At 60.3% G+C, this 26830-nt stretch carries 21 protein-coding genes; 11 read left to right on the forward strand and 10 right to left on the reverse strand.

Going from position 1 to position 26830, the window contains the following annotated elements; all coding sequences use genetic code 11:
* Position 1 precedes the first annotated feature (1 nt).
* The 5 genes from pyrG (at position 2) to ACK3CV_RS04320 (ending at position 6128) form a co-directional block, all read left to right on the forward strand.
* The gene (gene pyrG / locus ACK3CV_RS04300; protein WP_164039445.1) at positions 2 to 1639 is read left to right on the forward strand and encodes a glutamine hydrolyzing CTP synthase; all 1638 of its coding nucleotides are present in this window, start codon (positions 2 to 4) and stop codon (positions 1637 to 1639) included.
* An 81-nt stretch (positions 1640 to 1720) separates the two neighbouring features.
* A complete protein-coding gene (eno, locus tag ACK3CV_RS04305; RefSeq protein WP_164039447.1) occupies positions 1721 to 3016 on the forward strand; it encodes a phosphopyruvate hydratase in 1296 nt (431 codons plus the stop codon).
* Between the two features lie 299 nt (positions 3017 to 3315).
* Positions 3316 to 4506, forward strand: a complete 1191-nt coding sequence (locus ACK3CV_RS04310; protein WP_164039451.1) for an NAD(P)/FAD-dependent oxidoreductase — start codon at positions 3316 to 3318, stop codon at positions 4504 to 4506.
* Complete coding sequence (locus ACK3CV_RS04315) at positions 4503 to 4898, forward strand: helical membrane plugin domain-containing protein (RefSeq protein ID WP_082245735.1); 396 nt, start codon at positions 4503 to 4505, stop codon at positions 4896 to 4898. Before ACK3CV_RS04310 ends, ACK3CV_RS04315 begins: the two co-directional genes overlap by 4 nt.
* Positions 4899 to 4934: 36 nt before the next feature.
* The gene (locus tag ACK3CV_RS04320) at positions 4935 to 6128 is read left to right on the forward strand and encodes a methionine gamma-lyase (protein ID WP_164039453.1); all 1194 of its coding nucleotides are present in this window, start codon (positions 4935 to 4937) and stop codon (positions 6126 to 6128) included.
* Between the two features lie 34 nt (positions 6129 to 6162).
* Here ACK3CV_RS04320 and ACK3CV_RS04325 read toward each other — a convergent pair whose 3' ends face one another.
* The 8 genes from ACK3CV_RS04325 to ACK3CV_RS04360 all read right to left on the reverse strand — a co-directional run bounded on the left by ACK3CV_RS04325 (position 6163) and on the right by ACK3CV_RS04360 (position 16932).
* Positions 6163 to 7686: an HAL/PAL/TAL family ammonia-lyase gene (locus ACK3CV_RS04325; RefSeq protein ID WP_033637144.1), complete on the reverse strand. Its 1524-nt coding sequence runs from the start codon at positions 7684 to 7686 to the stop codon at positions 6163 to 6165.
* Between the two features lie 10 nt (positions 7687 to 7696).
* Positions 7697 to 8554, reverse strand: a complete 858-nt coding sequence (locus tag ACK3CV_RS04330) for a quaternary amine ABC transporter ATP-binding protein (protein ID WP_050595971.1) — start codon at positions 8552 to 8554, stop codon at positions 7697 to 7699.
* Between the two features lie 6 nt (positions 8555 to 8560).
* Positions 8561 to 9406 carry an ABC transporter permease gene (locus ACK3CV_RS04335; RefSeq protein ID WP_033637145.1) on the reverse strand — a complete coding sequence of 282 codons (846 nt, stop codon included), beginning with the start codon at positions 9404 to 9406 and terminating at the stop codon, positions 8561 to 8563.
* A gap of 66 nt (positions 9407 to 9472) precedes the next feature.
* Positions 9473 to 10486, reverse strand: a complete 1014-nt coding sequence (locus ACK3CV_RS04340; protein ID WP_306768616.1) for an ABC transporter substrate-binding protein — start codon at positions 10484 to 10486, stop codon at positions 9473 to 9475.
* Between the two features lie 5 nt (positions 10487 to 10491).
* On the reverse strand, positions 10492 to 11886 hold the full coding sequence (locus ACK3CV_RS04345) for an amino acid permease (RefSeq protein ID WP_164039458.1): 1395 nt from the start codon (positions 11884 to 11886) through the stop codon (positions 10492 to 10494).
* Between the two features lie 102 nt (positions 11887 to 11988).
* Entirely contained in the window at positions 11989 to 13524 is a 1536-nt protein-coding gene (hutH, locus tag ACK3CV_RS04350) for a histidine ammonia-lyase (RefSeq protein WP_033637148.1), read from the reverse strand.
* Positions 13521 to 15212: a urocanate hydratase gene (gene hutU / locus ACK3CV_RS04355; protein ID WP_041033306.1), complete on the reverse strand. Its 1692-nt coding sequence runs from the start codon at positions 15210 to 15212 to the stop codon at positions 13521 to 13523. The genes hutH and hutU overlap by 4 nt, the downstream gene beginning before the upstream one ends.
* Positions 15213 to 15591: 379 nt before the next feature.
* Entirely contained in the window at positions 15592 to 16932 is a 1341-nt protein-coding gene (locus ACK3CV_RS04360; protein WP_164141313.1) for an MFS transporter, read from the reverse strand.
* A gap of 326 nt (positions 16933 to 17258) precedes the next feature.
* Here ACK3CV_RS04360 and queE point away from each other — a divergent pair, with 326 nt between their 5' ends.
* A complete protein-coding gene (gene queE, locus ACK3CV_RS04365; protein WP_041033308.1) occupies positions 17259 to 17930 on the forward strand; it encodes a 7-carboxy-7-deazaguanine synthase QueE in 672 nt (223 codons plus the stop codon).
* Positions 17931 to 17959: 29 nt separating this feature from the next.
* Here the strand turns inward: queE and queD are convergent, their stop codons facing one another.
* Positions 17960 to 18319: a 6-carboxytetrahydropterin synthase QueD gene (gene queD, locus ACK3CV_RS04370; RefSeq protein WP_004932638.1), complete on the reverse strand. Its 360-nt coding sequence runs from the start codon at positions 18317 to 18319 to the stop codon at positions 17960 to 17962.
* Between the two features lie 436 nt (positions 18320 to 18755).
* Here queD and cysJ point away from each other — a divergent pair, with 436 nt between their 5' ends.
* From cysJ to ACK3CV_RS04385, 3 genes are all read left to right on the forward strand, one after another.
* The gene (gene cysJ / locus ACK3CV_RS04375; RefSeq protein WP_043148129.1) at positions 18756 to 20558 is read left to right on the forward strand and encodes an NADPH-dependent assimilatory sulfite reductase flavoprotein subunit; all 1803 of its coding nucleotides are present in this window, start codon (positions 18756 to 18758) and stop codon (positions 20556 to 20558) included.
* A complete protein-coding gene (gene cysI / locus ACK3CV_RS04380; protein ID WP_033649247.1) occupies positions 20558 to 22273 on the forward strand; it encodes an assimilatory sulfite reductase (NADPH) hemoprotein subunit in 1716 nt (571 codons plus the stop codon). Before cysJ ends, cysI begins: the two co-directional genes overlap by 1 nt.
* A gap of 62 nt (positions 22274 to 22335) precedes the next feature.
* Positions 22336 to 23070: a phosphoadenylyl-sulfate reductase gene (locus ACK3CV_RS04385; RefSeq protein ID WP_016929052.1), complete on the forward strand. Its 735-nt coding sequence runs from the start codon at positions 22336 to 22338 to the stop codon at positions 23068 to 23070.
* A 55-nt stretch (positions 23071 to 23125) separates the two neighbouring features.
* Here the strand turns inward: ACK3CV_RS04385 and ACK3CV_RS04390 are convergent, their stop codons facing one another.
* Positions 23126 to 24196: an aminopeptidase gene (locus ACK3CV_RS04390; protein WP_033638669.1), complete on the reverse strand. Its 1071-nt coding sequence runs from the start codon at positions 24194 to 24196 to the stop codon at positions 23126 to 23128.
* Positions 24197 to 24457: 261 nt separating this feature from the next.
* Here ACK3CV_RS04390 and cysG point away from each other — a divergent pair, with 261 nt between their 5' ends.
* Together cysG and cysD are read left to right on the forward strand one after the other, a co-directional pair.
* The gene (cysG, locus tag ACK3CV_RS04395; RefSeq protein WP_033637155.1) at positions 24458 to 25888 is read left to right on the forward strand and encodes a siroheme synthase CysG; all 1431 of its coding nucleotides are present in this window, start codon (positions 24458 to 24460) and stop codon (positions 25886 to 25888) included.
* Positions 25889 to 25910: 22 nt separating this feature from the next.
* Positions 25911 to 26819 carry a sulfate adenylyltransferase subunit CysD gene (gene cysD, locus ACK3CV_RS04400; RefSeq protein WP_004932620.1) on the forward strand — a complete coding sequence of 303 codons (909 nt, stop codon included), beginning with the start codon at positions 25911 to 25913 and terminating at the stop codon, positions 26817 to 26819.
* The last annotated feature ends 11 nt before the right edge of the window (positions 26820 to 26830 follow it).

Genomic DNA, 26830 nt, shown 5'->3' on the forward strand with positions numbered 1-26830 from the left:
CATGACAACTAATTATATTTTTGTGACCGGCGGGGTCGTATCCTCTCTGGGTAAAGGCATTGCCGCAGCCTCTCTGGCGGCTATTCTTGAAGCCCGTGGCCTCAACGTTACCATCATGAAACTGGACCCGTACATCAACGTGGATCCGGGCACCATGAGCCCGATTCAGCATGGGGAAGTTTTCGTCACCGAAGACGGCGCAGAAACCGATCTGGATTTGGGTCACTACGAGCGCTTCATCCGCACCAAAATGTCGCGTCGCAACAACTTCACCACCGGCCGCATCTACTCCGACGTGCTGCGTAAAGAACGCCGCGGCGACTATCTGGGTGCGACCGTGCAGGTCATTCCGCACATCACCAACGCGATCAAAGAGCGCATCATCGAAGGTGGCGAAGGCCACGATGTGGTGCTGGTGGAAATCGGCGGCACCGTCGGCGATATCGAATCGCTGCCGTTCCTCGAAGCCATCCGTCAGATGGCGGTGGAAGTGGGCCGCGAGCACACCCTGTACATGCACCTGACGCTGGTGCCGTACATGGCGGCGGCCGGCGAAGTGAAAACCAAGCCGACCCAGCATTCCGTAAAAGAGCTGCTTTCCATCGGTATTCAGCCTGATGTGCTGATTTGCCGTTCCGATCGCGCAGTTCCTGCTAACGAACGCGCTAAAATCGCGCTTTTCTGCAACGTGCCGGAAAAAGCGGTTATCTCTCTGAAAGACGTTGATTCTATTTATAAAATCCCAGGCCTATTGAAATCTCAGGGGCTGGACGATTATATTTGTAAACGATTCAGCTTGAACGCACCGGAAGCCAACCTGGCCGAATGGGAACAGGTGATCTACGAAGAAGCCAATCCGGGCGGCGAAGTGACCATCGGCATGGTCGGCAAATACGTTGAGCTGCCGGACGCCTACAAGTCGGTGATCGAAGCGCTGAAGCACGGCGGGCTGAAAAACCGTCTGACCGTGAACATCAAGCTGATCGACTCGCAGGACGTGGAAACCCGCGGCGTGGAAGTGCTGAAAGAGCTGGACGCGATCCTGATCCCGGGCGGCTTCGGTTACCGCGGCGTGGAAGGCAAAGTGATGACCGCACGCTATGCGCGCGAGAACAACATTCCTTACCTGGGCATTTGCCTGGGCATGCAGGTGGCGCTGATGGAGTTCGCTCGCAACGTGGCGGGCATGGAAAACGCCAACTCCACCGAGTTTATGCCAGACTGTAAGTACCCGGTGGTGGCGTTGATCACCGAATGGCGCGACGAAGACGGCAACGTCGAAGTGCGCAGCGAAGAAAGCGATTTGGGCGGCACGATGCGCGTAGGTGGCCAACAGTGCAACCTGATCGACAACAGCCTGGTGCGTCAGCTGTATGGCGAACCGACCATTGTCGAGCGTCACCGTCACCGTTACGAAGTTAACAACATGCTGTTGAAGCAGATCGAAGCCGCAGGGCTGCGTGTCGCCGGTCGTTCCGCCGACAACAAGCTGGTCGAGATCATTGAACTGCCGAATCACCCGTGGTTTGTAGCCTGTCAGTTCCACCCGGAATTTACGTCTACGCCGCGTGATGGGCATCCGCTGTTCGCCGGCTTCGTGAAAGCCGCAGGCGAGCATCAGAAGCGCCAGGTGAAATAAAATATTTGGTAGGCGGCGCGCGGTGAGAACCGCGCGCTGTTTGTCTGGAGTTTTAGTTTAACTTGTACTGAGGAAAACCTAATGTCCAAAATCGTTAAAGTCATCGGTCGTGAAATCATCGACTCCCGCGGTAACCCGACTGTTGAAGCCGAAGTTCATCTGGAAGGCGGTTTCGTCGGCCTGGCTGCTGCGCCGTCAGGTGCTTCTACCGGTTCCCGCGAAGCGCTGGAACTGCGTGACGGTGACAAGTCTCGTTTCCTGGGTAAAGGCGTACTGAAAGCCGTTGCTGCAGTAAACGGTCCGATTGCTCAGGCAGTACTGGGTAAAGATGCCAAAGACCAGGCGAACATCGACAAGATCATGATCGAGCTGGACGGCACCGAAAACAAATCCAACTTCGGCGCCAACGCCATTCTGGCGGTTTCCCTGGCAGCAGCGAAAGCGGCCGCAGCTTCTAAAGGCATGCCGCTGTACGAGCACATCGCTGAACTGAACGGCACCCCAGGCAAATTCTCCATGCCACTGCCGATGATGAACATCATCAACGGCGGCGAGCACGCTGACAACAACGTCGACATTCAGGAATTCATGATTCAGCCGGTTGGCGCGAAAACCCTGAAAGAAGCGGTGCGCATCGGTTCTGAAGTGTTCCACCACCTGGCGAAAGTTCTGAAAGGCAAAGGCATGAACACCGCCGTGGGCGACGAAGGCGGCTACGCGCCAAACCTGGGTTCCAACGCCGAAGCGCTGGCGGTTATCGCTGAAGCGGTAAAAGCGGCGGGCTACGAGCTGGGCAAAGACGTCACTCTGGCGATGGACTGCGCGGCTTCCGAATTCTACAAAGACGGTAAATACGTGCTGGCCGGCGAAGGCAACAAAGCCTTCACTTCCGAAGAGTTCACTCACTTCCTGGAAGATCTGACCAAACAGTACCCAATCGTGTCTATCGAAGACGGCCTGGATGAATCCGACTGGGCGGGCTTCGCTTACCAGACCAAAGTTCTGGGCGACAAAATCCAGCTGGTGGGCGACGATCTGTTCGTTACCAACACCAAGATCCTGAAAGAAGGCATCGAGAAAGGCATCGCTAACTCCATCCTGATCAAATTCAACCAGATCGGTTCTCTGACCGAAACTCTGGCGGCTATCAAGATGGCGAAAGACGCCGGCTACACCGCGGTGATCTCTCACCGTTCCGGTGAAACCGAAGACGCGACCATCGCCGACCTGGCGGTAGGGACTGCGGCTGGCCAGATCAAAACCGGTTCCATGAGCCGTTCTGACCGCGTTGCCAAGTACAACCAACTGATCCGTATCGAAGAAGCGCTGGGTGACCGTGCGCCGTTCAACGGCCTGAAAGAAGTTAAAGGCCAGTAAGTTCGACCGATTCGGTTGCTAAATAAAAACCCGCCGCGGCGGGTTTTTTTTATGTTTTAAATTCGTGATGAATGTCAGTCTAATAATAAGCTTTTTATTGAAAATGTGGTCCTATTTAACCCGATAATTTTATTAAAGATAGTAATTGCGTTTATTTTATATTCCATTTTTATTTGCTTTATAATTATTCGTTACTAGACTGCCAATGAGGCAGCTTATTTCTCGCCGTTCTGCCGTAGATCTTCATCCTCACTATGCCTTAATACTGCCGGCTTGCTGGCCGGTTGAGCGAGGGCTTGATGCGACAGCTAATTGTCATTGTCGGCGGCGGAACCGGCGGCACCATCCTGGCCAATATATTGGCCGGAAAATTGCACCGAGAAATTATTAATAATAAAGTTGAGTTATTAATGATATCGGATTCACCGCTGCATTATTACAAACCGGCATTTATGTATGTGGCGTTCAATACTTTTTTCAAGCAGGAACTCACGCGCTCACAGCGGAGTTTATTGCGCCCTGAAATACAATTCATTGTTGATAAAGCGGAATCTTTCGATTTAACACAGCGAAATATAGCCACGCAAAGCGGTAAAATTTATTCCTATGACTTTCTGGTCTTTGCTACCGGCTGCGTCCCCTGGCCGGAGCGTATCGAAGGGCTGGCGCAGGCGGGCGATCATTTTTACCAGTATCAGGCCGCCAGGCGGTTGGCGCAAAAACTGGCGACTATCGAGAAAGGGCGTATCTTCATCACCGTTTCCTTCCCTGAAACCCCCAACGTGCCCCACCAGTGCGGCATCGCGCCGATCGAAACCACCTTGATGCTGGATGACTACCTGCGGCGGCGCGGCGTGCGTAAGGCGGTGGAGATCGTTTATACCTATCCGACCATTTCCCAATTGCTGCGCAACTGCCTGTTTTTGCAGCGCCCGACCGGCGAAGCGCTGCCCGCCATTTTTGCCGCGCGCGATATCCGTCACCAGCGCGGTTTTACCCTCAGCCGGGTGGACGCACAGCGCAACATCGCCTATTCCGCCGAGGGGGAGGAACAGCCGTTTGACATCCTGATGGCCACGCCGCCGATCCGGGCGGTGGAAGCGGTGCGCAACACCGGCCTGAGCGATATTCAAAACGGCGAGGGGTGGTTGCCGACCGATCACCAAACGCTGCAGGTGTACGGCCAGCAGGGCGTATACGTGATAGGCGATACCGTGGATCTGCCGGTCAGCAAGGCAGGCGGTTCTTGCCACAATCAGGCGCCGGTGATCGCCGACAACATCGTGGCGGAAATACGGCTGGGGCAAACGGTCAGCCATTACGACGGCAAGGTGCAGGCGGTCGCGCAAATGGGGCTGAATGCCGGCATGCCGCTGGTGTACGACTACCGTCACGACGTGCTGCCGACCCCGGCCACCAAGGTGGGCGGCATGCTGCGCAACGGTTTTAACCGCGGTCTGTATTGGGCCACGGTAAGGGGGCTGATATGACGGAAAGCACGGTGCATGGTGATGAACTCCAATCGCTGGCGGGCTTGCTGGAAAAACTGCGGCCGTTGCTGGCCGGCGGGCGGCTGGACAACGTGGTCGATCTGCTGTCGTTGCTGTCGGACGTAGTGGATATCGCCGACAACGCGCTGGTGGAAAAACTGGCCGGCGTGTTCGAAGGGCTGGTTACGGTCGGTTGGGAGGGAGGGACTGCGTTGAAGATGGCGCACAGCGAGCTGCAATTGAACCCGCCGCCCGCCAATTTTCGTGCGGCTTACGCCTTGCTGAAGCAGCCGGACACCCTGCTGGGCGTCATGCTGCTGCTGCGCACTCTGCAAATTATCGGGCGGCGTACACGGGACTGCGCGTTGCCGCCGGATGCTTCCGATGAATAATTGAATCGGCTTCGTTCACTCAGATAAGGAGTCGTTATGTCCGGCAAACTTGACCATGCCTTTGCTACCCGCGCTATTCATTATGGCTACGATCCTCAGCAGCATCAGGGGGCGCTGTGCCCGCCGGTGTTTATGAGCTCCACTTTTACCTTTCCCACGGCGGAATATGGCGGCGCTTGCTTTGCCGGCACCGAACCGGGGTATTTCTATTCACGTATCGCCAACCCGACGCTGAATCTGCTGGAGCAGCGCATCGCCAACCTCGAAGAGGGGGAAGCGGCGGTGGCGTTCTCTTCCGGCATGGGGGCGATCACCGCCTGTTGCTGGACGTTGCTCAGCCCGGGCGATGAGCTGATCGTCGATGAAACGGTGTATGGGTGCACCTTCAGCTATTTTCATCACGGTCTGGCGCGCTTTGGCGTCAAGATAACCCATGTTGATCTGACCCGGCCGGAGCGGCTGGCCGCCGCGATCGGTAGGCGCACCCGGCTGGTGTATTGCGAAACCCCGGCCAACCCCAACATGCGACTGATCGATATCGCCGCAGTGGCGGAGATTGCACACCGGCATCAGGCGTTGTTGCTGGTGGACAACACCTACTGTACGCCGTACCTGCAGCGGCCGCTGACGCTGGGCGCCGACATCGTGGTGCACTCGGCCACCAAGTACCTCGGCGGCCACGGCGATCTGCTGGCCGGGCTGGCGGTGACGAGCGAGGCGCTGGCGCAGACGATCCGGCTTGAGGGGCTGAAGGACATGAACGGGGCTGTGCTGTCGGCGCAGGATGCTGCGCTGGTACTGCGCGGTTTGAAAACCTTGCCGCTGCGCATGGATCGTCATTGCGATAACGCGCAGCGTCTGGCGGAGATGTTGGCGGAGCATCCTGCGGTCGAGCGGGTGTATTATCCCGGCCTGGCGAACTTCCCGCAGCATGCGTTGGCGCAGCGGCAAATGGCGCGCCCCGGCGGCATGCTGGCGTTTGAACTGCGGGGCGGCATGAGTGCAGGCATTCGCTTCCTCAATGCGCTGCAGCTCATCTTGCGCGCGGTCAGCCTGGGCGATTGCGAAAGCCTGGCGCAACACCCGGCCAGCATGACGCACTCGGCCTACAGCCCGGAAGAGCGGCGGCGCCATCATATCAGCGAAGGATTGGTGCGGTTGTCCGCCGGGCTGGAGGCGTTTGACGACTTGCAGGCGGACATACGGCGGGCGTTGGAATGGCGAGACTGAACTCTCCCTTTGCCGAAAAGCAAAGGGAGGGGGATTAACGCAGACCGGGAGCGATATCCGCCAGAGCCGCTTCATCGTTAAGCAACGCGGCGGCGGTGGCAATATCCGGCGCCAGCCAACGGTCTTGGTGGTAAGGCGCTACCTTCTGGCGCAGTTGTCGCCAAGCGCGTTCGGTGCCTTCGCCAAAGCGTTGCGGTTGCAAAAATTCGAGCGCCTGCGCCGCCAGCAGGTATTCGATGGCCAGGATTTGGTTACAGTTATCCAGCGAACGCCGCAGCCGCAGCGCCGCGCTGGTGCCCATGCTCAGATGATCCTCCTGCAGTGCAGAAGTGACATAGTTATCGACTACGCAAGGTTGAGCCAATTGACGGTTTTCGGCGCACAGCGAAGCCGAAACGTACTGGGCAATCATCATGCCGGAGTTAACGCCCGGTTCACTGACCAGGAATGCCGGCAGGCCGCTGACCAGCGGATTTATCAATCGATCGATGCGCCGTTCGCAGATACCGCTCAGTTCGGCGATGGCAATCGCCAGCAGATCGGCGGCCATCGCCACCGACTCGCCGTGCGGGTTGGCTTGCGACACCACCCGGAAATCATCCGGCGTACCGAGCAACAGCGGATTGTCGCTGGTGCCGTTTAACTCGGTCTCAATTTGCCGCGCGGCGTGAGCGATTTGATCGCGGCAAGCACCGTGCACCTGCGGAATTGAGCGGATACTCAGCGCATCTTGGGTACGGATGCCTTCGCTGGCGGCGATCACCTCACTGCCGTTCAGCAGCGCACGCAGGTTCTCGCCCACCAATTGCATGCCAGGATGTGGCTTTAGTGCCAAGATCTCCGCGTCGAAGGCGGCGATTTGCCCACGCAACGCTTCAAAGCTCATGGCTGCCATCACGTCGGCCCACCGGGTTAAACGGAAGGCATCCGCCAGAGCCAGACAGCCCAGCCCGGTCATGCAGGGCGTACCATTGACCAGGCACAGACCATCTTTCGCCCCCAGCGGTGGCAGAGTCAGTCCCTCGGCAGCCAGTGCCTGAGCGGCGTCAACTATTCGGCCGCGGTAGCTGACTTCACCCAGGCCGAGCAAGGCGACGCCGACGTGCGCCATGTGGGTCAGATAGCCGACCGAACCCTGTGCCGGCACCTGGGGCGTAATACCGCTGTTGAGCAACCCCAGCAACATGGCCACCAGCGGACGCTGGATACCTGATTTACCGTGACTATAGTTGACGATGGCGCAGCAAATAATGGCGCGCGTCTGTTCATCGCTCAGCGGTGCGCCGACGCCGCAGGCGTGGCTCATCAGCGTATTGCGCGACAGTTGCGCCAGCTGTTCGCCGTGCAGCGCCTGATTGCATAATGCGCCCAGGCCAGTATTGACACCATAGGCGCGCTGTTCGCTGGTAACGATCTTTTGCACGATAGCCTGGGCATTGTCGATGCGCGCCCAGGCGGCGTCAGACAGGCTGAGCGGCGCGCGATAACGAGCTACTGCCACGATGTCCTGCCAGCGCAGCCGTTGGCTGTCGATCCTGACCGAAATAGGGTAGTTCATCAGACTCTCCTCAGGCATTGGCCACGCTCATCGGGCGTGGCTTTTGCACGTTTTCATCCAGTGCCAGCCGGCGTTGTACGAAACGATTGACGTATTCATCGGCTGGATTGTTGAGGATCTCCTGCGGAGTGCCGACTTGGATCAGCTTACCGTCTTTCAGGATCGCGATCCGGTTGCCGATGCGCACCGCCTCGTCCAGATCGTGAGTGATGAACACCAGCGTTTTGTGCAACTCTTTTTGCAGCGCCAACAGCTGATCCTGCATTTCAGCGCGGATCAGCGGATCGAGCGCGCTGAAGGCCTCATCCAGCAGGATGATGTCGGTGTCGGTCGCCAATGCACGTGCCAGGCCGACGCGCTGGCGCATACCCCCGGACAACTGATGTGGATAGGATTTTTCATAGCCTTTCAGCCCGACGGTGTCGATCCAGTGACGCGCCCGCTCCTGGTAGACCTCTTTGGTTTCGCCGCGTACCTTTAGGCCGTAGCCAACGTTGTCCAGTACGGTTTTGTGCGGTAGCAGGCCAAAGCTCTGGAACACCATGCTGATCTTGTGGCGGCGGAAGTGCTCCAACTGCCGCTCGTCGTAACGCAGGATATCTTCACCATCCACTAGGATCTGGCCGCTGGTGGGATCGATCAATCGATTGAAGTGGCGCACCAGAGTAGACTTGCCCGATCCGGATAGCCCCATGATCACGAAGATCTCACCGGCGGCGATCGACATCGACAGATCGTGCACCCCGACGACACAGTCGGTGGCTGCCTGGACTTCTTGTTTGGTTTTGCCCTGCTGGCTCATCGCCAGCGCCGCTGCCGTTTTATGGCCGAAAATCTTGTAAACGTTTTGGATTTCGATTTTGTTCATCAGGGATTACCTCGCAACGGCGGAACGGCCATAGGCTTGAGTGATGCGATCAATAACAACGGCCAAGATGACGATCGCCAGGCCGGCTTCCAACCCCAGACCGACGTTCAGCGTCTGGATGCCCACCAGCACGTCTTCGCCCAGACCGCGCGCACCGATCATTGAGGCCACCACGACCATCGATAGCGACATCATGGTGGTTTGGTTAATACCGGCCATAATGCTCGGCAGTGCCAGCGGCAACTGCACGCCGAACAATTTCTGCCATCGGTTGGCACCGAAGGCGGTGACCGACTCCATCACTTCCTTGTCTACCTGACGGATCCCCAAGTCAGTCAGACGGATCAGGGGCGGCGTGGCGTAGATCACCGTCGCCAGGATCGCAGGTACCTTGCCCAGACCGAACAGCATCAACACCGGGATGAGGTACACGAAGCTTGGCATGGTTTGCATCACGTCCATCAACGGCATCATTACCGCTCGCACCCGATCGTTGCGCGCTGCGAGCACACCTAAAGGAATACCGATAATCACCGCCAGCAGCGTGGCTACCAGCACCAGCGCCAGTGTTTGCATCAATTTGTCCCACATGCCGGCAGTACCGACCAGCAATAACAGGCCGACAATCACCAGCGTCGGCAGCCAGCGACGGGTAGAGTGCCAGGCCAGCAGCCCAACTATCGCCAGCATAAGCCACCAGGGGGTGGCGCGCAGCAGACTTTCAAGGTGGATCACCGCCCATAACAGGGTATCGGAGATCTTGCGGAACATGTCGCCATAGTGGGTGACCAGCACATCGACCCAGCCATTAATCCAATCGGCGATAGAGAAAGTAAAGCGTTCTGGAAACATAGATTTTTCCCCTGTCCGGCCCGCCCCATGAGCAGCGGGTAAGTGTTTGCTGAAATCTGAAAATGTTTACAAGGAGGCCTGAATTTTCTTCGCCGCGTCTTCGCTCACCCATTGTTTCCAGATGTCGGGGTGCTGCCTGAAGAACTCCAGCGCCAGCTTCTGCGAGCTGATGCGTTCCTTGCTCATGCGCACCAGATTCTGGTTCACCAGATCGAGCGGCAGGTTCACTTTTGCCAGTACTCCCACCAGCTCGGGCGCCTGTTGATTAAATACGCTGGAAATGCCGACCTTGATGTGAATGTTTTTGTCCACTCCGGGCTCTTCCAACTTCACCAGATCAAGCTGGCCCATGATTGGTGTCGGCGACCAGTAATAGAACAGGATCGGCTCGCCACGCCGGTAGCTGGATAAGATGGCGGTATCCAAGGCCGGACCGGTGCCGGGACGGAAGTTGGTGAACTTATCGTCCAGGTTGAATTTCTTCAGGATGGCGGTGTTATCCAATTCGCAAGTCCAACCGGCCGGGCAGTTGTAAAAGCGGCCTTTTCCCGGTTCTTCCTGATCGCGAAACACTTGGACGTATTTAGCCAGGTCAGGAATGCTTTTCAGATCCGGTGCCAGTGGTTTCAGCTTGCGCTTGGCATCGCCTTCAATCACGTAACGCGGCACATACCAGCCTTCTTCGGCGCCGACGATGGGGGCACCGACGCTGACCGCTTTGCCAGCCTTCTCGGCTTTGTTCCACACTTCGCTGCGGCCAATCCACTCTTCGGCGAATACTTGAATGTCGTTGGTGCCGACCGCTTGTTCCATGGTGATGGAGTTGCCTGGCAGCGCATCGGTTTTACAGTCGTAGCCTTTTTGCAGCACGTATTGCATGACATCGGTCAACAGCATGCCGCTCTCCCAATTCAGTCCTGCGAATTTGACTGGTTTGCCGGACTCGCACCAGCCAGCGGCGCGTACTGAAAGGCTGCCTGTCATCAGCCCGAGTGCGATTAATGGAAGCCAGAGTTTGTGTCGTGTTTGCATGGTGATACCCCGCTGTAATGATAAAGAGCCCGGGAACGGCGGGCTCATGGTTTTTAGTAGCTTTGCTGTGCGGTGGCGACGGGTGAACCCCCGCCTTTCTTGCGCACCCACAGCCAGTAAGCCACGGTGAGTAAAGCGATCCACACCAGCCCGACGTACAGCGCGATGCGGCTCTCTTCGAAGTAGCCGAGCAGGCCGATGACGAATGCCATAAAGGCGGTCGCCAGCGCCGGCGCCACCGGCCACCACGGCACCGGGAAGCTCAACTGACGAGTTTCTTCCGGCGACAGCGTGCGGCGCATGACGATCTGCGACAGCAGGATCATCAGCCACACCCAGACGGTGGCGAAGGTGGCGATCGAGGCGATGATCATGAAGACCTTCTCCGGGATCAGGTAGTTGAGCACCACCGCCAGCAGCAGGGCGACCGACATCACCAGCACCGTCATCCACGGCACGCCGCTGGCGGTCAGTTTGGTAAAGCTGCGCGGCGCCTGGCCGTCCTGCGCCATGCCGTACATCATGCGGCCGGCGCCGAAGATGTCGCTGTTGATGGCCGAGATGGCGGCGGTGATCACCACCACGTTCAGCACGTTGGCGGCGGAGCTGATGCCGAGGTTGCTGAAGATCTCAACGAACGGGCTGCCGTTCTGGCCGATGCTGTTCCACGGGTAGATCGCCATCAGCACCGTCAGCGTCAGCACGTAAAACAGCAGGATGCGCACCGGCACGGCGTTGATCGCCTTCGGCAGCACTTTGGCGGGATCTTTCGCCTCGCTGGCGGTAATGCCGATGATCTCGATGCCGCCGAAGGCGAACATCACCACCGCCAATGAAGCGACCACGCCGCCGATGCCATTAGGCATAAAGCCGCCGTGCTGCCACAGATTGCTGATACCGGTGGCGTGCTGGGTTTGGCCGAAGCCGAACAGCATCACCGCCGCGCCGCCGACGATCATCGCCACGATGGCGGCGACTTTGACCAGCGACAGCCAGAATTCCAGCTCGCCGAACACTTTGACGCTGCACAGGTTGAGCGCGCCGATAAACAGAATGATGCTGAGCACCCAGACCCACTGGGCGACCTCCGGGAACCACAGCCCCATATAAATGCCGAAGGCGGTGACGTCCGCCAGGGCGACGATCACCATTTCGAAGGTGTAGGTCCAACCGGTGAGGAACCCGGCCAGCGGGCCGAGATAGTGGCTGGCGTAGTGGCCGAACGAGCCGGAAACCGGCTGGTGCACCGCCATTTCACCCAGCGCGCGCATCACCATGAACACCGCCGCGCCGCCCACCAGGTAGGCCAGCAGCACGGCCGGGCCGGCCAGCTGGATGGCGCCGGCGGAGCCGTAGAACAGGCCGGTGCCGATCGCCGAGCCGAGAGCCATGAAACGGATATGCCGCGCGTTTAGTCCGCGTCTGAGTTGTGTTGTTTCGTTACGCATGTTGCTTCCCGTTAAGTGTTTGCCGAACAGGCACGCGCTGCCCGCGCCGGGTGGAACGCACCCGGCGGGGCAGAACAAACTGCGTGATTCAGTGTGTGATGATTAGGCCTGGCTAGGCAGCAGCGCCGCAGGCAGCAGCGATGTCAGGTGACCGGCCGCCAAGAGTTGGCTGGCGGCTTCAATGTCGGGGGCGAAGAAACGATCCTTGTCGTAGAAACTGACATGCTCGCGCAGCAGACGGCGCGCCTGCTCCAGACCTTCCGAGGTCTTCAGGCCGTTGCGGAAATCCAGGCCCTGGCAGGCGGCCAGCCATTCGACCGCCAGAATGCCGCGCACGTTGTCCGCCATGATCCACAGGCGGCGACCGGCGGCCGGCGCCATGGAAACGTGGTCTTCCTGGTTGGCGGAGGTCGGAATGCTGTCAACGCTCGACGGGTGCGCCAGCGCTTTGTTTTCGCTGGCCAGCGCCGCGGCGGTCACCTGGGCGATCATGAAGCCGGAGTTCACGCCGCCGTTCTCCACCAGGAACGGTGGCAGCTGCGACATGTGCTTGTCCATCATCAGCGAGATGCGGCGCTCGGACAGCGAACCGATTTCGGCAAACGCCAGCGCCAGGTTATCGGCGGCCATCGCCACCGGTTCGGCGTGGAAGTTGCCGCCGGACAGCACGTCGCCCTGTTCGGCGAACACCAGCGGGTTATCGGAGACGGCGTTGGCTTCAATTTCCAGCACCTCGGCGGCCTGGCGGATCTGCGTCAGGCAGGCGCCCATCACCTGCGGCTGGCAGCGCAGGGAGTAAGGATCCTGCACTTTTTCGCAGTTGCGATGCGAGTCGGAGACTTCGCTGCGCGCGCCGAGCAGGTGGCGGTAGGCGAGGGCGGCGTCGATCTGGCCGCGCTGGCCGCGCACCTCGTGGATGCGCGCATCGAACGGGCTGCGAGAGCCCAGCGCCGCTTCCACCGTCAGGCTGCCCGCCACGGTCGCGGCGGCGAACAGATCTTCGGCATCGAACAGGCCGCGCAGCGCGAAGGCGGCGGAGACCTGGGTGCCGTTCAGCAGCGCCAGGCCCTCTTTCGCCGCCAGGGTCAGCGGTTTCAGGCCGGCCTTGGCCAGCGCTTCGGTCGCCGGCAGCCATTGGCCCTGATGGCGCGCCTGGCCTTCGCCCAGCAGCACCAGGCTCATGTGCGCCAGCGGCGCCAGGTCGCCGGAGGCGCCGACGGAGCCTTTCAGCGGAATATGCGGATAAACTTCGGCGTTGACCAGCGCGATCAGCGCCTGAATGACTTCCAGACGAATGCCGGAGAAGCCGCGCGACAGGCTGTTGATCTTCAGCACCATGATCAGGCGCACCAGGTTGTCGTCGGTCGGCTCGCCCACGCCGGCGGCGTGCGACAGCACGATCGAACGCTGCAGGTTTTCCAGATCGTCGCGGGCGATGCGCGTCGAAGCCAGCAGGCCAAACCCGGTATTGATGCCGTAGGTGGTGCGGTTTTCTTCAACGATGCGTTCCACGCAGGCCACGCTCTGCTGGATTGGCGCGTAGGCGTTGTCGTCCAGCGTCAGTGTCACCGGGTGTTGATAGACGTCGCGTAGCTGGGCCAGCGTCAGTTTGCCTGGGCGAATAGTCAGCGCTTTCATGCTTTTTCTCCTTGGGTCGCGGCAACCATCGGCAGGTTCAGGCCTTGCTCACGGGCGCAGTCGATAGCGATATCGTAACCGGCGTCGGCGTGACGCATGACCCCGGTAGCCGGGTCATTGTGCAGGACGCGGGCGATGCGCTCGGCGGCTTCGTCGGTGCCGTCGCAGACGATCACCATGCCGGAGTGTTGGGAGAAGCCCATGCCGACGCCGCCGCCGTGGTGCAGGGAAACCCAGGTGGCGCCGCTGGCGGTGTTCAGCAGGGCGTTGAGCAACGGCCAGTCGGAAACCGCATCGGAGCCGTCTTTCATCGCTTCGGTTTCACGGTTCGGGCTGGAAACGGAGCCGGAATCCAGGTGATCGCGGCCGATGACGATCGGGGCGGACAGTTCGCCGCGGCGCACCATTTCGTTGAACGCCAGGCCCAGCTTGGCGCGCTGGCCGAGGCCAACCCAGCAGATGCGCGCCGGCAGGCCCTGGAAGCTGATGCGCTCGCGCGCCATGTCCAGCCAGCGGTGCAGGTGTTCGTCATCCGGGATCAGCTCTTTCACCATGGCGTCGGTTTTGTAGATGTCCTGCGGATCGCCGGACAGCGCCGCCCAGCGGAATGGCCCGATGCCGCGGCAGAACAGCGGACGGATGTAGGCCGGCACGAAGCCCGGGAAGTCGAAGGCGTTGTCGACGCCGGTTTCTTTCGCCATCTGGCGAATGTTGTTGCCGTAGTCGAAGGTCGGCACGCCCATCTGCTGGAAGGCCAGCATGGCTTTGACGTGATCGGCCATCGACTGCTTGGCGGCGGCGACCACTTTGGCCGGCTCGGTCTGGGCGCGCTGGCGATACTCTTCCCAGCTCCAGCCCTTCGGCAGGTAGCCGTTCAGCGGATCGTGGGCGCTGGTCTGATCGGTGACCATGTCCGGGCGCACGCCGCGGCGAACCAGCTCAGGCAGGATTTCCGCCGCGTTGCCGCACAGGGCGATGGAGATGGCTTTGCCTTCCGAGGTGTATTTTTTGATGCGGGCCAGCGCGTCGTCCAGATCGTTGGCCTGCTCATCGACGTAGCGGGTTTTCAGGCGGAAATCGATGCGGCTCTGCTGACATTCGATGTTCAGCGAGCAGGCGCCCGCCAGCGTCGCGGCCAGCGGCTGCGCGCCACCCATGCCGCCCAGGCCGGCGGTCAGCACCCAGCGGCCCTGCAGGCTGCCGTCATAATGCTGGCGGCCCGCTTCGACGAAGGTCTCATAGGTGCCCTGAACGATGCCCTGGCTGCCGATGTAGATCCAGCTGCCGGCGGTCATCTGGCCGTACATGGCCAGGCCTTTGGCGTCCAGCTCGTTGAAGTGTTCCCAGGTTGCCCAGTGCGGCACCAGGTTGGAGTTGGCGATCAGCACGCGCGGCGCGTTGCTGTGGGTTTTGAAGACGCCGACCGGCTTGCCGGACTGCACCAGCAGGGTTTCGTCTTCTTCCAGCGTTTTCAGCGTTTCGACGATCTTGTCGTAGCAATCCCAGTCGCGCGCGGCGCGGCCGATGCCGCCGTACACCACCAGCTCGTGTGGGTTCTCCGCAACTTCAGGATCGAGGTTGTTCATCAGCATGCGTAACGGCGCTTCGGTCAGCCAGCTTTTTGCGTTTAATTGTGTGCCGCGTGGCGCGCGTACATCGACATTGCGAACTTTGTTATTTGTAGTCACAGCAGTTTCCTCAAACAGTATCGGTGCAGATTCCATGCCGCGGTAGGGGATGAGTACCACGGCATAACAATGCGTAGGGTTTATTAACATATACTTGTATGTACAAGCATATGCAACACTGACCAGTTGCCGCTGAAAAGTGGCATAAGAAAAAGTTATTTTCTTTTTATATCAGTTCGATATGCGATTTTTTATCGCCGGCTTCATGTATGGAAAGCCGGAGAAAAGTGAGCTGTTCGGCAAAAATGAATTAAAAATGACTCATTTTTGGGCGGCTAGTCACAATATTTTTACAGACTGATTACAGTTGCGGCCAGGGGATAAACAAACCCTATCGCCGCAGGGAAAAAGCCCGCCGTCGGTGGCGGGCTTGTCAGGGTCAGGCCGCCGGTTGCAGTGTCGGTTTGCGGCTCATTTTGCATACCGTGGCGATGGCGGCGATCAGCGCCGGCACGCACAGGAACATCAGGATGTTCTGCACCTCCCACTGCATCGCCAGCAGTTGGGCGCCCATCATGGTGCCGGCGACGCCGCCGAAGCGGCCGATGCCCTGCATCCAGGCGATACCGGTGGCGCGGCTGTGGGTGGGGTAGAAGGTGGCCGCCAGCGTTTGCAACCCGGACTGCGCGCCGTTCATGGTGACGCCCATCAGGAAGATGAAGGCGCCCAGCAGCACGATGTGTTTGTCCTCGGTCGCCATCGCCACGATCAGCAGGGCAGTGGCGACAAAGCCGCTCGAGACCACCTTATGCGCGTTCCAGCGATCCATCAGCCAGCCGGCCACCAGGATGCCGAGCGTGCCGCCGAAGGTGAACAGCGAGGTGAGCATCGCCGATTGCTCCAGCTGGTAACCCAGCCCCTGCATCAGGATCGGCATCCAGCTCAGCAACACGTAGTAGATCACCAGCCCCATAAAGTAGGTCAGCCACAGCATCAGCGTGCCGAGCAGGTAAGGGCGGCTGAACAGCAGGCCGACGCTGGTCTTGGTGTGAGTCAGTTTCTCTTCGTACAGGTAAAAACGCGTCACGCCGTCCAGGCTCTGGCTGACGAAGCGCTGTGCGATGCGCTTGATCTTCGCCGCATCCTGCCCGCGGTTGACCATGTATTTGACCGATTCCGGCAGCAGCAGGATCAGCAAAACCGTCAACGCCAGCGGCGCAATGGCGCCGAGCAGCAGCACGCTGTGCCAGCCGTAGCTCGGGATCAGCCACGATGAAATGGCGCCGCCGCCGGCCGCGCCCAGCGGAAAACCGCAGTACATGGTGTTGATCGCCAGCGAACGGCAGCGCTGCGGCGCGTATTCGGAGATCAGCGTGATGGCGTTGGGCATCGCCGCTCCCAGCCCGAGGCCGGTGAGAAAGCGCCACAGCGTCAGGCTATTGAGCGAGCCGGCGTAGGCGGTCGCCAGGCTCGACAGGCCGAAGAACAGGCAGGAAAACACCAGCACGCGTTTGCGGCCGATGCGGTCGGAGATTGGCCCGGCGATCAGCGCGCCGAGCGACAGCCCCAGCAGCGCGGCGCTCAGCACCGGCCCCAGATCCTGTTTGACGATGCCCCAGTCTTTGGCGACCGAGGGGGCGATATAGCCCATGGCGGCGGTATCGAAACCGTCGATGGCGAGGATCAGGAATCCGAGAATGATCAGGGTCCAGTGAAACAGCGAAAACTTGCTGTCGTCGATGGCCTGCTGAATGTTCAACTCGCTGGTGGAATGAGTCATGGCACCCTCTAAACGCAGATGTAGTCGTGATGGATGGAACGTGGCCGAAACTGGCGCTCGGCTTGTGTTTGCTTGTATATACATCTGCGCGTCGGCGCTTTATGTCAAATATATTTATCTTATGCGTTAAATAAATGTTGTTTTTGCGAAGCAGGTTACACCGTGAATGAAAGGCCAAAGCCCGACTCACAAATTAAATGAACGCCATGGGTGGTGAGATATGCTGGCGGCGGCGCGGAGAATAAAATTTAATACAATGTTGGCCGTTTGGTCGCCGGGCCGGAATCTGCGATAATCGCTTTTTACTTTTCCAGATTGAGAAACCGATGCAGTACCCGATCAATGAGATGTTCCAAACCTTGCAGGGCGAAGGCTTTTTCACCGGCGTGCCGGCCATTTTTATCCGCTTGCAGGGCTGCCCGGTAGGGTGCAGTTGGTGCGACACCAAACATACCTGGGAAAAGGAAGCCAATCGGGAAGTCGACCTGCAACGGATCCTGGTCAAAACAGAAGAGAGCGACGCCTGGGGCAACGCCAGCGCCGAGCAGCTGTTGGCGGTGATGCGTCAACAAGGCTACACCGCGCGCCATGTGGTGATCACCGGCGGCGAACCCTGCATCTACGATCTGGCGCCGCTGACCGAGCTGTTCGAACAGCATGGTTATGGCTGCCAGATTGAGACCAGCGGCACCCACGAGGTGCGCTGTTCCGCCAACACCTGGGTGACGGTTTCGCCGAAGGTGAATATGCGCGGCGGCATGAAGGTGCTGGATCAGGCGCTGCGGCGCGCCGACGAGGTGAAGCATCCGGTGGCGCGCGAGCGCGACATCGAGGCGCTGGACGCGCTGCTGGCGACGCTACAGGACGACAAGGCACGGATTATTGCGCTGCAGCCGATCAGCCAGAAAGAAGAGGCGACCCGCCTGTGCATCGAAACCTGCATCGCGCGCAACTGGCGGCTGTCGATGCAGACCCACAAGTATCTGAACATCGCCTAAAATCAGGGCGCCCTTGGGCGCCCTTTCTTTTAACCTTTATATACGCATCCCGCAGTACAGGTCTCTTTCACCATCACCGCAGTCAGTTCCGGCAACTGGGGCTTGAGCTGCTGCCAAATCCAGGCGGCGAGCACTTCGCTGGTGGGATTTTCCAATCCTGGAATATCGTTCAGATAATGGTGATCCAGCCGCTCCCAGATCGGGGAAAACACAGCCTTGAGCTCGGCGAAATCCATCACCCAACCGGTGTGGGGATCCACTTCACCGGTCACTTCCAGACGCACCATAAACGAATGCCCATGCAGACGGCCGCACTTATGGCCCTCCGGCACGTGGGGCAAACGGTGTGCGGCTTCAAACTGAAAATCTTTAAACAGCGTGGTTGCCATTATTACGGCCTCATTGACTCAAAAACCGCCGCATAGTACCGGAAAGCGCGTCTGCTTGCCATTTATACCGTTATGGTCTACCGCCACGGCAAACGCATCCGGTTAACACTTTTTTTGTTTGGTGTTTGCGGCACCTATCGGCTGGGGTAATGAGCCGAAATGTTGAACGGTGAAAAAACGATGAAAAAAAGCGCTTTAATTTCATCTGGATAAAAAACTTTGTTTAACGGTTTAAGCGTTATCCCTTACCGGAAAAACAGCTTAGTCATTTTGGTTATGATTTATTGCTATCCCTTATTTAATCGTTGCTATTCTGCTCGGTAACCTTACAAACTCTCCTGATCTTTTCCGCACACCCGACGCAGCGAAGAGACAGCGACTGACACTGGCGCGCGCCTGGCAGGAAAGGCGCTAAGTATAGGAAATAAGTACAGCAATGACGACTCAGGCTCCTCCAACATCTTTGCTCCCGCTGACGCCCGAACAGCTGGCGCGCCTGCAGGCGACGATCGGCGACTATTCGCCGACGCAGCTGGCGTGGCTGTCCGGCTATTTTTGGGGCATGGTCAATCAACAGCCCGGAGCCGTGGCCATTGCGCCTGTCGCCCCTGCGGCTGCCGCCGGCATCACCATCATTTCCGCTTCGCAGACCGGCAATGCGCGCCGCCTGGCGGAGCAGCTGCGCGACGATCTGCTGGCCGCCAATCTGAGCGCCACGCTGATCAGCGCCGGCGACTACAAGTTCAAGCAGATAGCTCAAGAGCGCCTGCTGGTGATCGTCGCCTCTACGCAGGGGGAAGGCGAGCCGGCGGAAGAAGCGGTGGCGCTGCATAAATTCCTGTTCTCGAAGAAGGCGCCGAAGCTGAATGACACCGCTTTTGCGGTGTTCGGGCTGGGCGACACCTCTTATGAGAATTTCTGCCAGTCTGGTAAGGATTTCGACGGCAAGCTGGCCGAGCTGGGGGCCGAGCGCCTGGTGGAGCGCGTGGACGCCGACGTGGAGTACCAGGAACTGGCCGTCGCCTGGCGTAAACAGGTGGTGTCGGTGCTGAAGGCGCGCGCGCCGGCGGAAAGCGCCGCACCGGGCGTGTTGGCCAGCGGCGCGGTCGATCTGATCGACAGCAGCCCGTACAGCAAGGAACAACCGCTTACCGCCCAGCTGGCGGTCAATCAGAAAATTACCGGCCGCGCGTCGGATAAAGACGTGCGCCATATCGAAATCGATCTGGGCGACTCCGGCCTGCGCTATCAGCCGGGCGATGCGCTCGGCGTATGGTTCGACAACGATCCGGCGCTGGTGGACGAACTGGTGCAGCTGTTGTGGCTGAAAGGCGACGAACCGGTCGAGGTGGAAGGGCAAACCCTGCCGCTGGCGCAGGCGCTGCGCAGCCATTTCGAGCTGACGCAGAACACCACGCCGATCGTCGATAAATACGCCGCGCTGTCGCGCGATGAAACGCTGATCGGCCTGCTGGCGGATAAAGCCGCGCTGCAGCAGTACGCGCACAACACGCCGATCGTCGACATGGTGCGTCAGGCGCCGGCGGACCTGAGCGCCGAACAGCTGGTCGGCCTGCTGCGCCCGCTGACGCCGCGTCTGTACTCCATCGCCTCTTCGCAGGCGGAGAACGAAAGCGAAGTCCACATCACCGTGGGCGTGGTGCGTTACGACATCGACGGGCGCGCCCGCAGCGGCGGCGCCTCCGGCTTCCTGGCGGATCGCCTGGAGGAAGACGGCGACGTGCGGGTGTTTATCGAACACAACGACAACTTCCGCCTGCCGGCCAACCCGGAAACGCCGGTGATCATGATCGGCCCGGGCACCGGCATCGCGCCGTTCCGCGCCTTTATGCAGCAGCGCGACGCCGACGGCGCCGGCGGCAAAAACTGGCTGTTCTTCGGCAACCCGCACTTCACCGAAGATTTCCTGTATCAGGTCGAATGGCAGCGCTACGTGAAAGACGGCCTGCTGACCCGCATCGATCTGGCCTGGTCCCGCGACCAGCAACATAAAATATACGTACAAGACAAACTGCGCGAACAGGGCGCGGAAGTGTGGCGCTGGATTCAGGAAGGCGCGCACATTTACGTCTGCGGCGATGCCAATCGCATGGCGAAAGACGTGGAAAACACATTACTGGAACTGGTGGCCGAGCACGGTGGCATGGATACCGAGCAGGCGGATGAATTTTTAAGTGAGCTGCGCCTTGAGCGCCGTTATCAGCGAGATGTTTACTGATGAGTGATAAACACCCCGGGCCTTTGGTAGTCGAAGGCAAACTGGCCGATGCGGAGCGCATGAAGAAGGAGAGCAACTTCCTGCGCGGCACCATCGCCGAAGATTTGAACGACGGCCTGACCGGCGGCTTCAACGGCGACAACTTCCTGCTGATCCGTTTCCACGGCATGTACCAGCAGGATGACCGCGACATTCGCGCCGAACGCGCCGAGCAGAAGCTGGAGCCGCGCCACGCCATGATGCTGCGCTGCCGCCTGCCGGGCGGCATCATCAGCCCGCAGCAGTGGCTGGGCATCGACAAGTTCGCGCAGGAGAGCACGCTGTACGGCAGCATTCGCATCACCAACCGCCAGACGTTCCAGTTTCACGGCATTCTGAAAGGCAACGTCAAACCGGTGCACCAGCTGCTGAACCGCCTGGGGCTGGACGCGTTGGCGACCGCCAACGACGTCAACCGCAACGTGCTGTGCACCTCCAACCCGGTGGAGTCCGAGCTGCATCAGGAAGCCTACGAGTGGGCGAAGAAGATCTCCGAACACCTGCTGCCGCGCACCCGCGCCTACGCTGAGGTGTGGCTGGATCAGGAGAAGGTGGCCACCACCGACGAAGAGCCGATTCTGGGGCCGACCTACCTGCCGCGCAAATTCAAAACCACGGTGGTGATCCCGCCGCAGAACGACGTCGATCTGCACGCCAACGACATGAACTTCGTGGCGATCGCCGAAAACGGCAAGCTGGTGGGCTTCAACCTGCTGGTGGGCGGCGGGCTGTCCATCGAACACGGCAACAAGAAGACCTACGCGCGGCAGGCCAGCGAATTCGGCTACATTCCGCTCGAGCATACGCTGGCGGTGGCGGAAGCGGTGGTGACCACGCAGCGCGACTGGGGCAACCGCACCGATCGCAAGAACGCCAAAACCAAATACACGCTGGAGCGCGTCGGGGTGGACGTTTTCCGCGCCGAAGTGGAAAAGCGCGCCGGTATCACCTTCGCGCCGATCCGGCCGTATGAATTCACCGGCCGTGGCGATCGCATCGGTTGGGTGAAGGGCATCGACGATCAATGGCACCTGACGCTGTTTATCGAGAACGGCCGCCTGCTGGACTATCCGGGGCGCCCGCTGAAGACCGGCATGGCGGAGATCGCCAAGATCCATAAAGGCGACTTCCGTCTGACGGCGAACCAAAACGTGATCATCGCCGGCGTGCCGGAAAGCGAGAAGGCGAAGATCGAAGCACTGGCGCGCGATCATGGCCTGATCGACGACGAGATCAGCGAGCAACGCAAGAACTCGATGGCCTGCGTATCGTTCCCGACCTGCCCGTTGGCGATGGCGGAGGCCGAGCGCTTCCTGCCGCAGTTCGTCACCAAGGTGGAAGGGATCATGCATCGGCACGGGGTGGGTGACGAGCATATCGTGCTGCGCATCACCGGCTGCCCAAACGGCTGCGGCCGCGCGCTGTTGGCGGAGCTGGGGCTGGTGGGCAAGGCGGTCGGCCGCTATAACCTGCATTTGGGCGGCAACCGCGAAGGCACGCGCATTCCGCGCATGTATCGCGAGAACATCAGCGAAGACGAGATCCTGAGCGAGATCGACCTGCTGGTGGGGCGCTGGGCGAAGGAGCGCAACGCCGGCGAAGGCTTCGGCGACTTCACCATCCGCGCGGGCATCGTCAAACCGGTGCTGGATCCGGCGCGAGATTTCTGGGAGTGAGGCCGGGCGGCCCCTGGGGCAGAGGGGCCGCACAGGTAATTTCAAGTAGCAGGAGAGACAACATGGCTGAATTCGATCTGGCGGCGCTGAACGCGTTGCCCAAATCCGGGCAGGCGCTGGCATTGGCGGTGGTCAACGGCCAACTGGAGACCCTCAGCGCCGAACAGCGCGTTGCATGGGCGCTGGAGCATCTGCCCGGCGAGTTCGTACTCTCGTCCAGTTTCGGCATTCAGGCGGCGGTATGCCTGCACCTGGTGACGCGCATCCGGCCGGATATCCCGGTGATCCTGACCGACACCGGTTACCTGTTCCCGGAAACCTACCGCTTTATCGATCAACTGACCGACCAGCTGAAGCTGAATCTGCAGGTGTTCCGCGCCGAGCAGTCTCCCGCCTGGCAAGAGGCGCGCTACGGCAAACTGTGGGAGCAGGGCGTGGAAGGGATTGAGAAGTACAACCAGATCAACAAGGTCGAGCCGATGAATCGCGCGCTGGAGACGCTGGGGGCGCAGAGCTGGTTCGCCGGCCTGCGGCGCGAGCAGTCCGGCAGCCGCGCCAATCTGCCGGTGCTGGCGGTGCAGCGCGGGGTGTTCAAGATCCTGCCGATCATCGACTGGGACAACCGCAAGATTTACCAGTACCTGACCGAACATGGGCTGAGCTATCACCCGCTGTGGGAGCAGGGCTACCTGTCGGTAGGCGATACCCACACCACCCAGAAGTGGGAGCCGGGCATGAGCGAGGAAGAGACGCGTTTCTTCGGCCTGAAGCGCGAGTGCGGCCTGCACGAAGGCTAAACGGCGCGATCAACATGACGGGGCTCAGCAGTGCTGGGCCCTGTTTTTTTGCGGACTACTTTTTCTTCTGTGCTTTCGGCGGGTGCGCCTGCGCCAGCTCTTTGATCAGCGGCAGCAGGATCTGCACGCTGTCGCGGCTGCGTTTGTCGATCCGCCCCGGCAGGTAGCGATCCAGGTACTGCAGGTTGTCATACTGTGGGCGGTGCCAGGTGATGCCCTGCGGAAAGTGCGGGCTGACGGCGCGCTGCTGGTAGCCGTCCTTGTCGCCCAGCGACCAGTTGGTGGCCTCTACCGACAGCACCGGGATGCCCGCCGCATCGAATACCTCTTGATCGGAGCAGCAGCCGGTGCCCTTCGGATGCTGTGCGCTGCCCGGATTGCTGGCGGCGGCGATGCCGTAGCGATGGGCGATATCCAGCGCGCGATCGCGGGAGCGTTTCGCCATCTGCGGCGGCGTGTTGCGCCCGGCGTTGAAGTACAGACGATCGCCGGTGATCAGGCTGTCGAGGTTGATCACCAGCACGGTGTTGCTTTTCTCTTCCGCGCTCATGCGCTGCAGGTAGTTCTGTGCGCCCAGCGAGCCGAGCTCTTCGGCGCTGGTGGCGACGAAGCGCAGGCCGTAGGCGGTAGGGATGCTTTTCAGGCGCTCCGCCAACTCCAGCATCACGCCGATGCCGGAGGCGTTGTCGTCGACGCCCTGCAGCGTCAGGCCGCCGAGGTTGTTATCCAGGTCTTCGTCGCTCTGCGGCGTGTAGGTGTCGAAGTGGGCGACAATCACTATTTGTTTCGGGCTGGCACCGTTGCGGGCGGCGATCACCGAGCTGGCGGTGACGTTGTTCCAGTTCTTCTTGCCGTCTTTGCTGGTGTAGAGATAGCGCGTGTTGACGCTGCGAATATCGCTTTGATAACCCATCTTGCTGAACTGCTGCTTCAGGTAGTCGGCGGTGAGCAATTCGGCCGGGCTGCCCGCCATGCGGCCGGGGAAGTAAGTGGCGATGTGGCGGGTCTGTTCGGCGGCGAAACGGCCCATTGGCGCGTCTTTTGCGGGCTGTGCGGCACAAACGCTGAAGACGCCGCCGAGTGCGAGGGCCAGCAGGCTGGTCTTCAGGTAAAAACGGGAAAACATACCGAAAAATCCTTCTTTGCTATCGGCGCTGCCGATCATTTTTCTTCGGCACCCAGTATGAGACGCCGGGCGGCATTACACAATTTCCCCGTCTCTTAATTTTCGCGCGAATGCGCAAACCGTCGCCGCAGTTATCACCGTTTGCCTCTGGCGTTGCGGCCTATATTCCATAAAGGAACTATTCATTCCTTTTCGTCATTTCAGAGGCTAAATCTCAGCCCGTATAGTCACACTATCTTTCTGTTATATGAAAAGGCTGTTGTGGACTATCTACCAATATTCGCCGATCTGAAACAACGTCCGGTGCTGGTCGTTGGCGGCGGTGACGTGGCTGCGCGCAAAGTCGATCTGCTTCAGCGCGCCGGGGCTGAAATACGGATAGTTGCGCAGTCGCTCTCACCGGAACTGGAACAACAACGTCAGCAAGGGCAACTGCTCTGGCTGGGGAAAACCTTTGACCCGCAACAGCTGGACGACGTGTTTCTGGCGATCGCCGCCACGGACGACAACGCGCTGAACGCCTCGGTGTTCGCCGAGGCGGATAAACGCCGGGTGCTGGCCAACGTGGTGGACGATCAGCCGCGCTGTTCGTTCATCTTCCCGTCGATCATCGATCGCTCGCCGCTGGTGGTGGCGGTGTCGTCCAGCGGCCAGGCGCCGGTGCTGGCGCGGTTGCTGCGCGAAAAGCTGGAGGCGTTGCTGCCCGCCAGTTTGGGGCAGATGGCGCAGGTGGCGGGCCGCTGGCGCGGCCAGGCCAAACAGCGGCTGGCCTCGATCGGCGAACGTCGTCGTTTCTGGGAGAAAACCTTCGGCGGCCGTTTCGCCACGCTGGTGGCCAACGGCCAGACGGCGCAGGCGGAGCGGCAGCTGGAGCAGGATTTGCAAAGCTTCGCCGCAGGCGATGAAGGCGCGCAGGGCGAGATAGCCCTGGTGGGCGCCGGGCCGGGCGACGTGGGGCTGTTGACCCTGCGCGGGCTGCAGGTGATGCAGCAGGCGGACGTGGTGCTGTATGACCACCTGGTCAGCGGCGAGATCCTCGATCTGGTGCGCCGCGACGCCGAACGCATCTGCGTGGGCAAGCGCGCCGGCGCGCACTCGGTGATCCAGGAAGAGACCAACCGGCTGCTGGTGGAGCTGGCGCAGCAGGGCAAACGCGTGGTGCGCCTGAAGGGCGGGGATCCGTTCATCTTTGGCCGCGGCGGCGAAGAGCTGCAGGTGGCCGCCGCCGCCGGCATTCCGTTTCAGGTGGTGCCGGGCGTCACGGCCGCCGCGGGGGCGACCGCCTACGCCGGCATTCCGCTGACGCACCGCGACCACGCGCAGAGCGTGACCTTTATCACCGGCCACTGCCGCCCCGACGGCGATGGCCTGGACTGGGCCGATCTGGCCCGGGCGCGGCAGACGCTGGCTATCTACATGGGCACCATGAAGGCGGCGGACATCAGCCAACGCCTGATCGCCCACGGCCGCGCTGCCGATACGCCGGTGGCGGTGATCAGCCGCGGCACGCGCGCCGATCAGCAGGTGCAGATCGGCACGCTGGATCAACTGGAACATCTGGCCCAACGGGCGCCGCTGCCAGCGCTGCTGGTGATTGGCGAAGTGGTGGAACTGCACCATCAAATCGCCTGGTTCGGGCATCAATCGCAGACGGAAGGGGCCGCGCGCCCGGCCGTCGTGAATTTGGCATAGGCAAGGCTTTTAAGGATCTGTTATGGACGAAAAACGACTCACTCATTTGCGGCAATTGGAGGCGGAGAGTATCCATATCATCCGTGAAGTCGCCGCTGAATTCGCCAACCCGGTGATGCTGTATTCCATCGGTAAAGACTCTTCCGTGATGCTGCATCTGGCGCGCAAGGCGTTCTTCCCCGGCACGTTGCCGTTCCCGCTGCTGCACGTCGATACCGGCTGGAAGTTCCGCGAAATGTACGAATTCCGCGATCGCACCGCGAAGGAGTACGGCTTCGAGCTGCTGGTGCATAAAAACCCGGAAGGGGTGGCGATGGGCATCAACCCGTTCGTGCACGGCAGCGCCAAGCATACCGACATCATGAAGACCGAGGGCCTGAAGCAGGCGTTGAACAAGTATGGTTTCGACGCCGCCTTCGGCGGTGCGCGGCGCGACGAGGAGAAATCGCGCGCCAAAGAGCGCATCTATTCGTTCCGCGATCGCTTCCACCGCTGGGATCCGAAAAACCAGCGGCCGGAGCTGTGGCACAACTACAACGGCCAGATCAACAAAGGGGAGAGCATCCGCGTCTTCCCGCTATCGAACTGGACCGAGCTGGATATCTGGCAGTACATCTTCCTGGAAAAGATCGACATCGTGCCGCTGTACCTGGCGAAACCTCGCCCGGTGGTGGAGCGCGACGGCATGCTGATGATGGTGGACGACGATCGCATCGATCTGCAGCCGGGTGAAGTGATCAGCCAGCGCATGGTGCGTTTCCGCACCCTGGGGTGCTGGCCGCTGACCGGCGCGGTGGACTCGCAGGCGCAAACCCTGCCGGAGATCATCGAAGAGATGCTGGTCTCCACCACCAGTGAACGCCAGGGGCGGATGATCGATCGCGATCAGTCCGGCTCGATGGAGCTGAAAAAGCGTCAAGGGTATTTCTAAGGAGCCGCCGG

It is taken from the genome of Serratia sp. TSO36 (assembly GCF_057808395.1).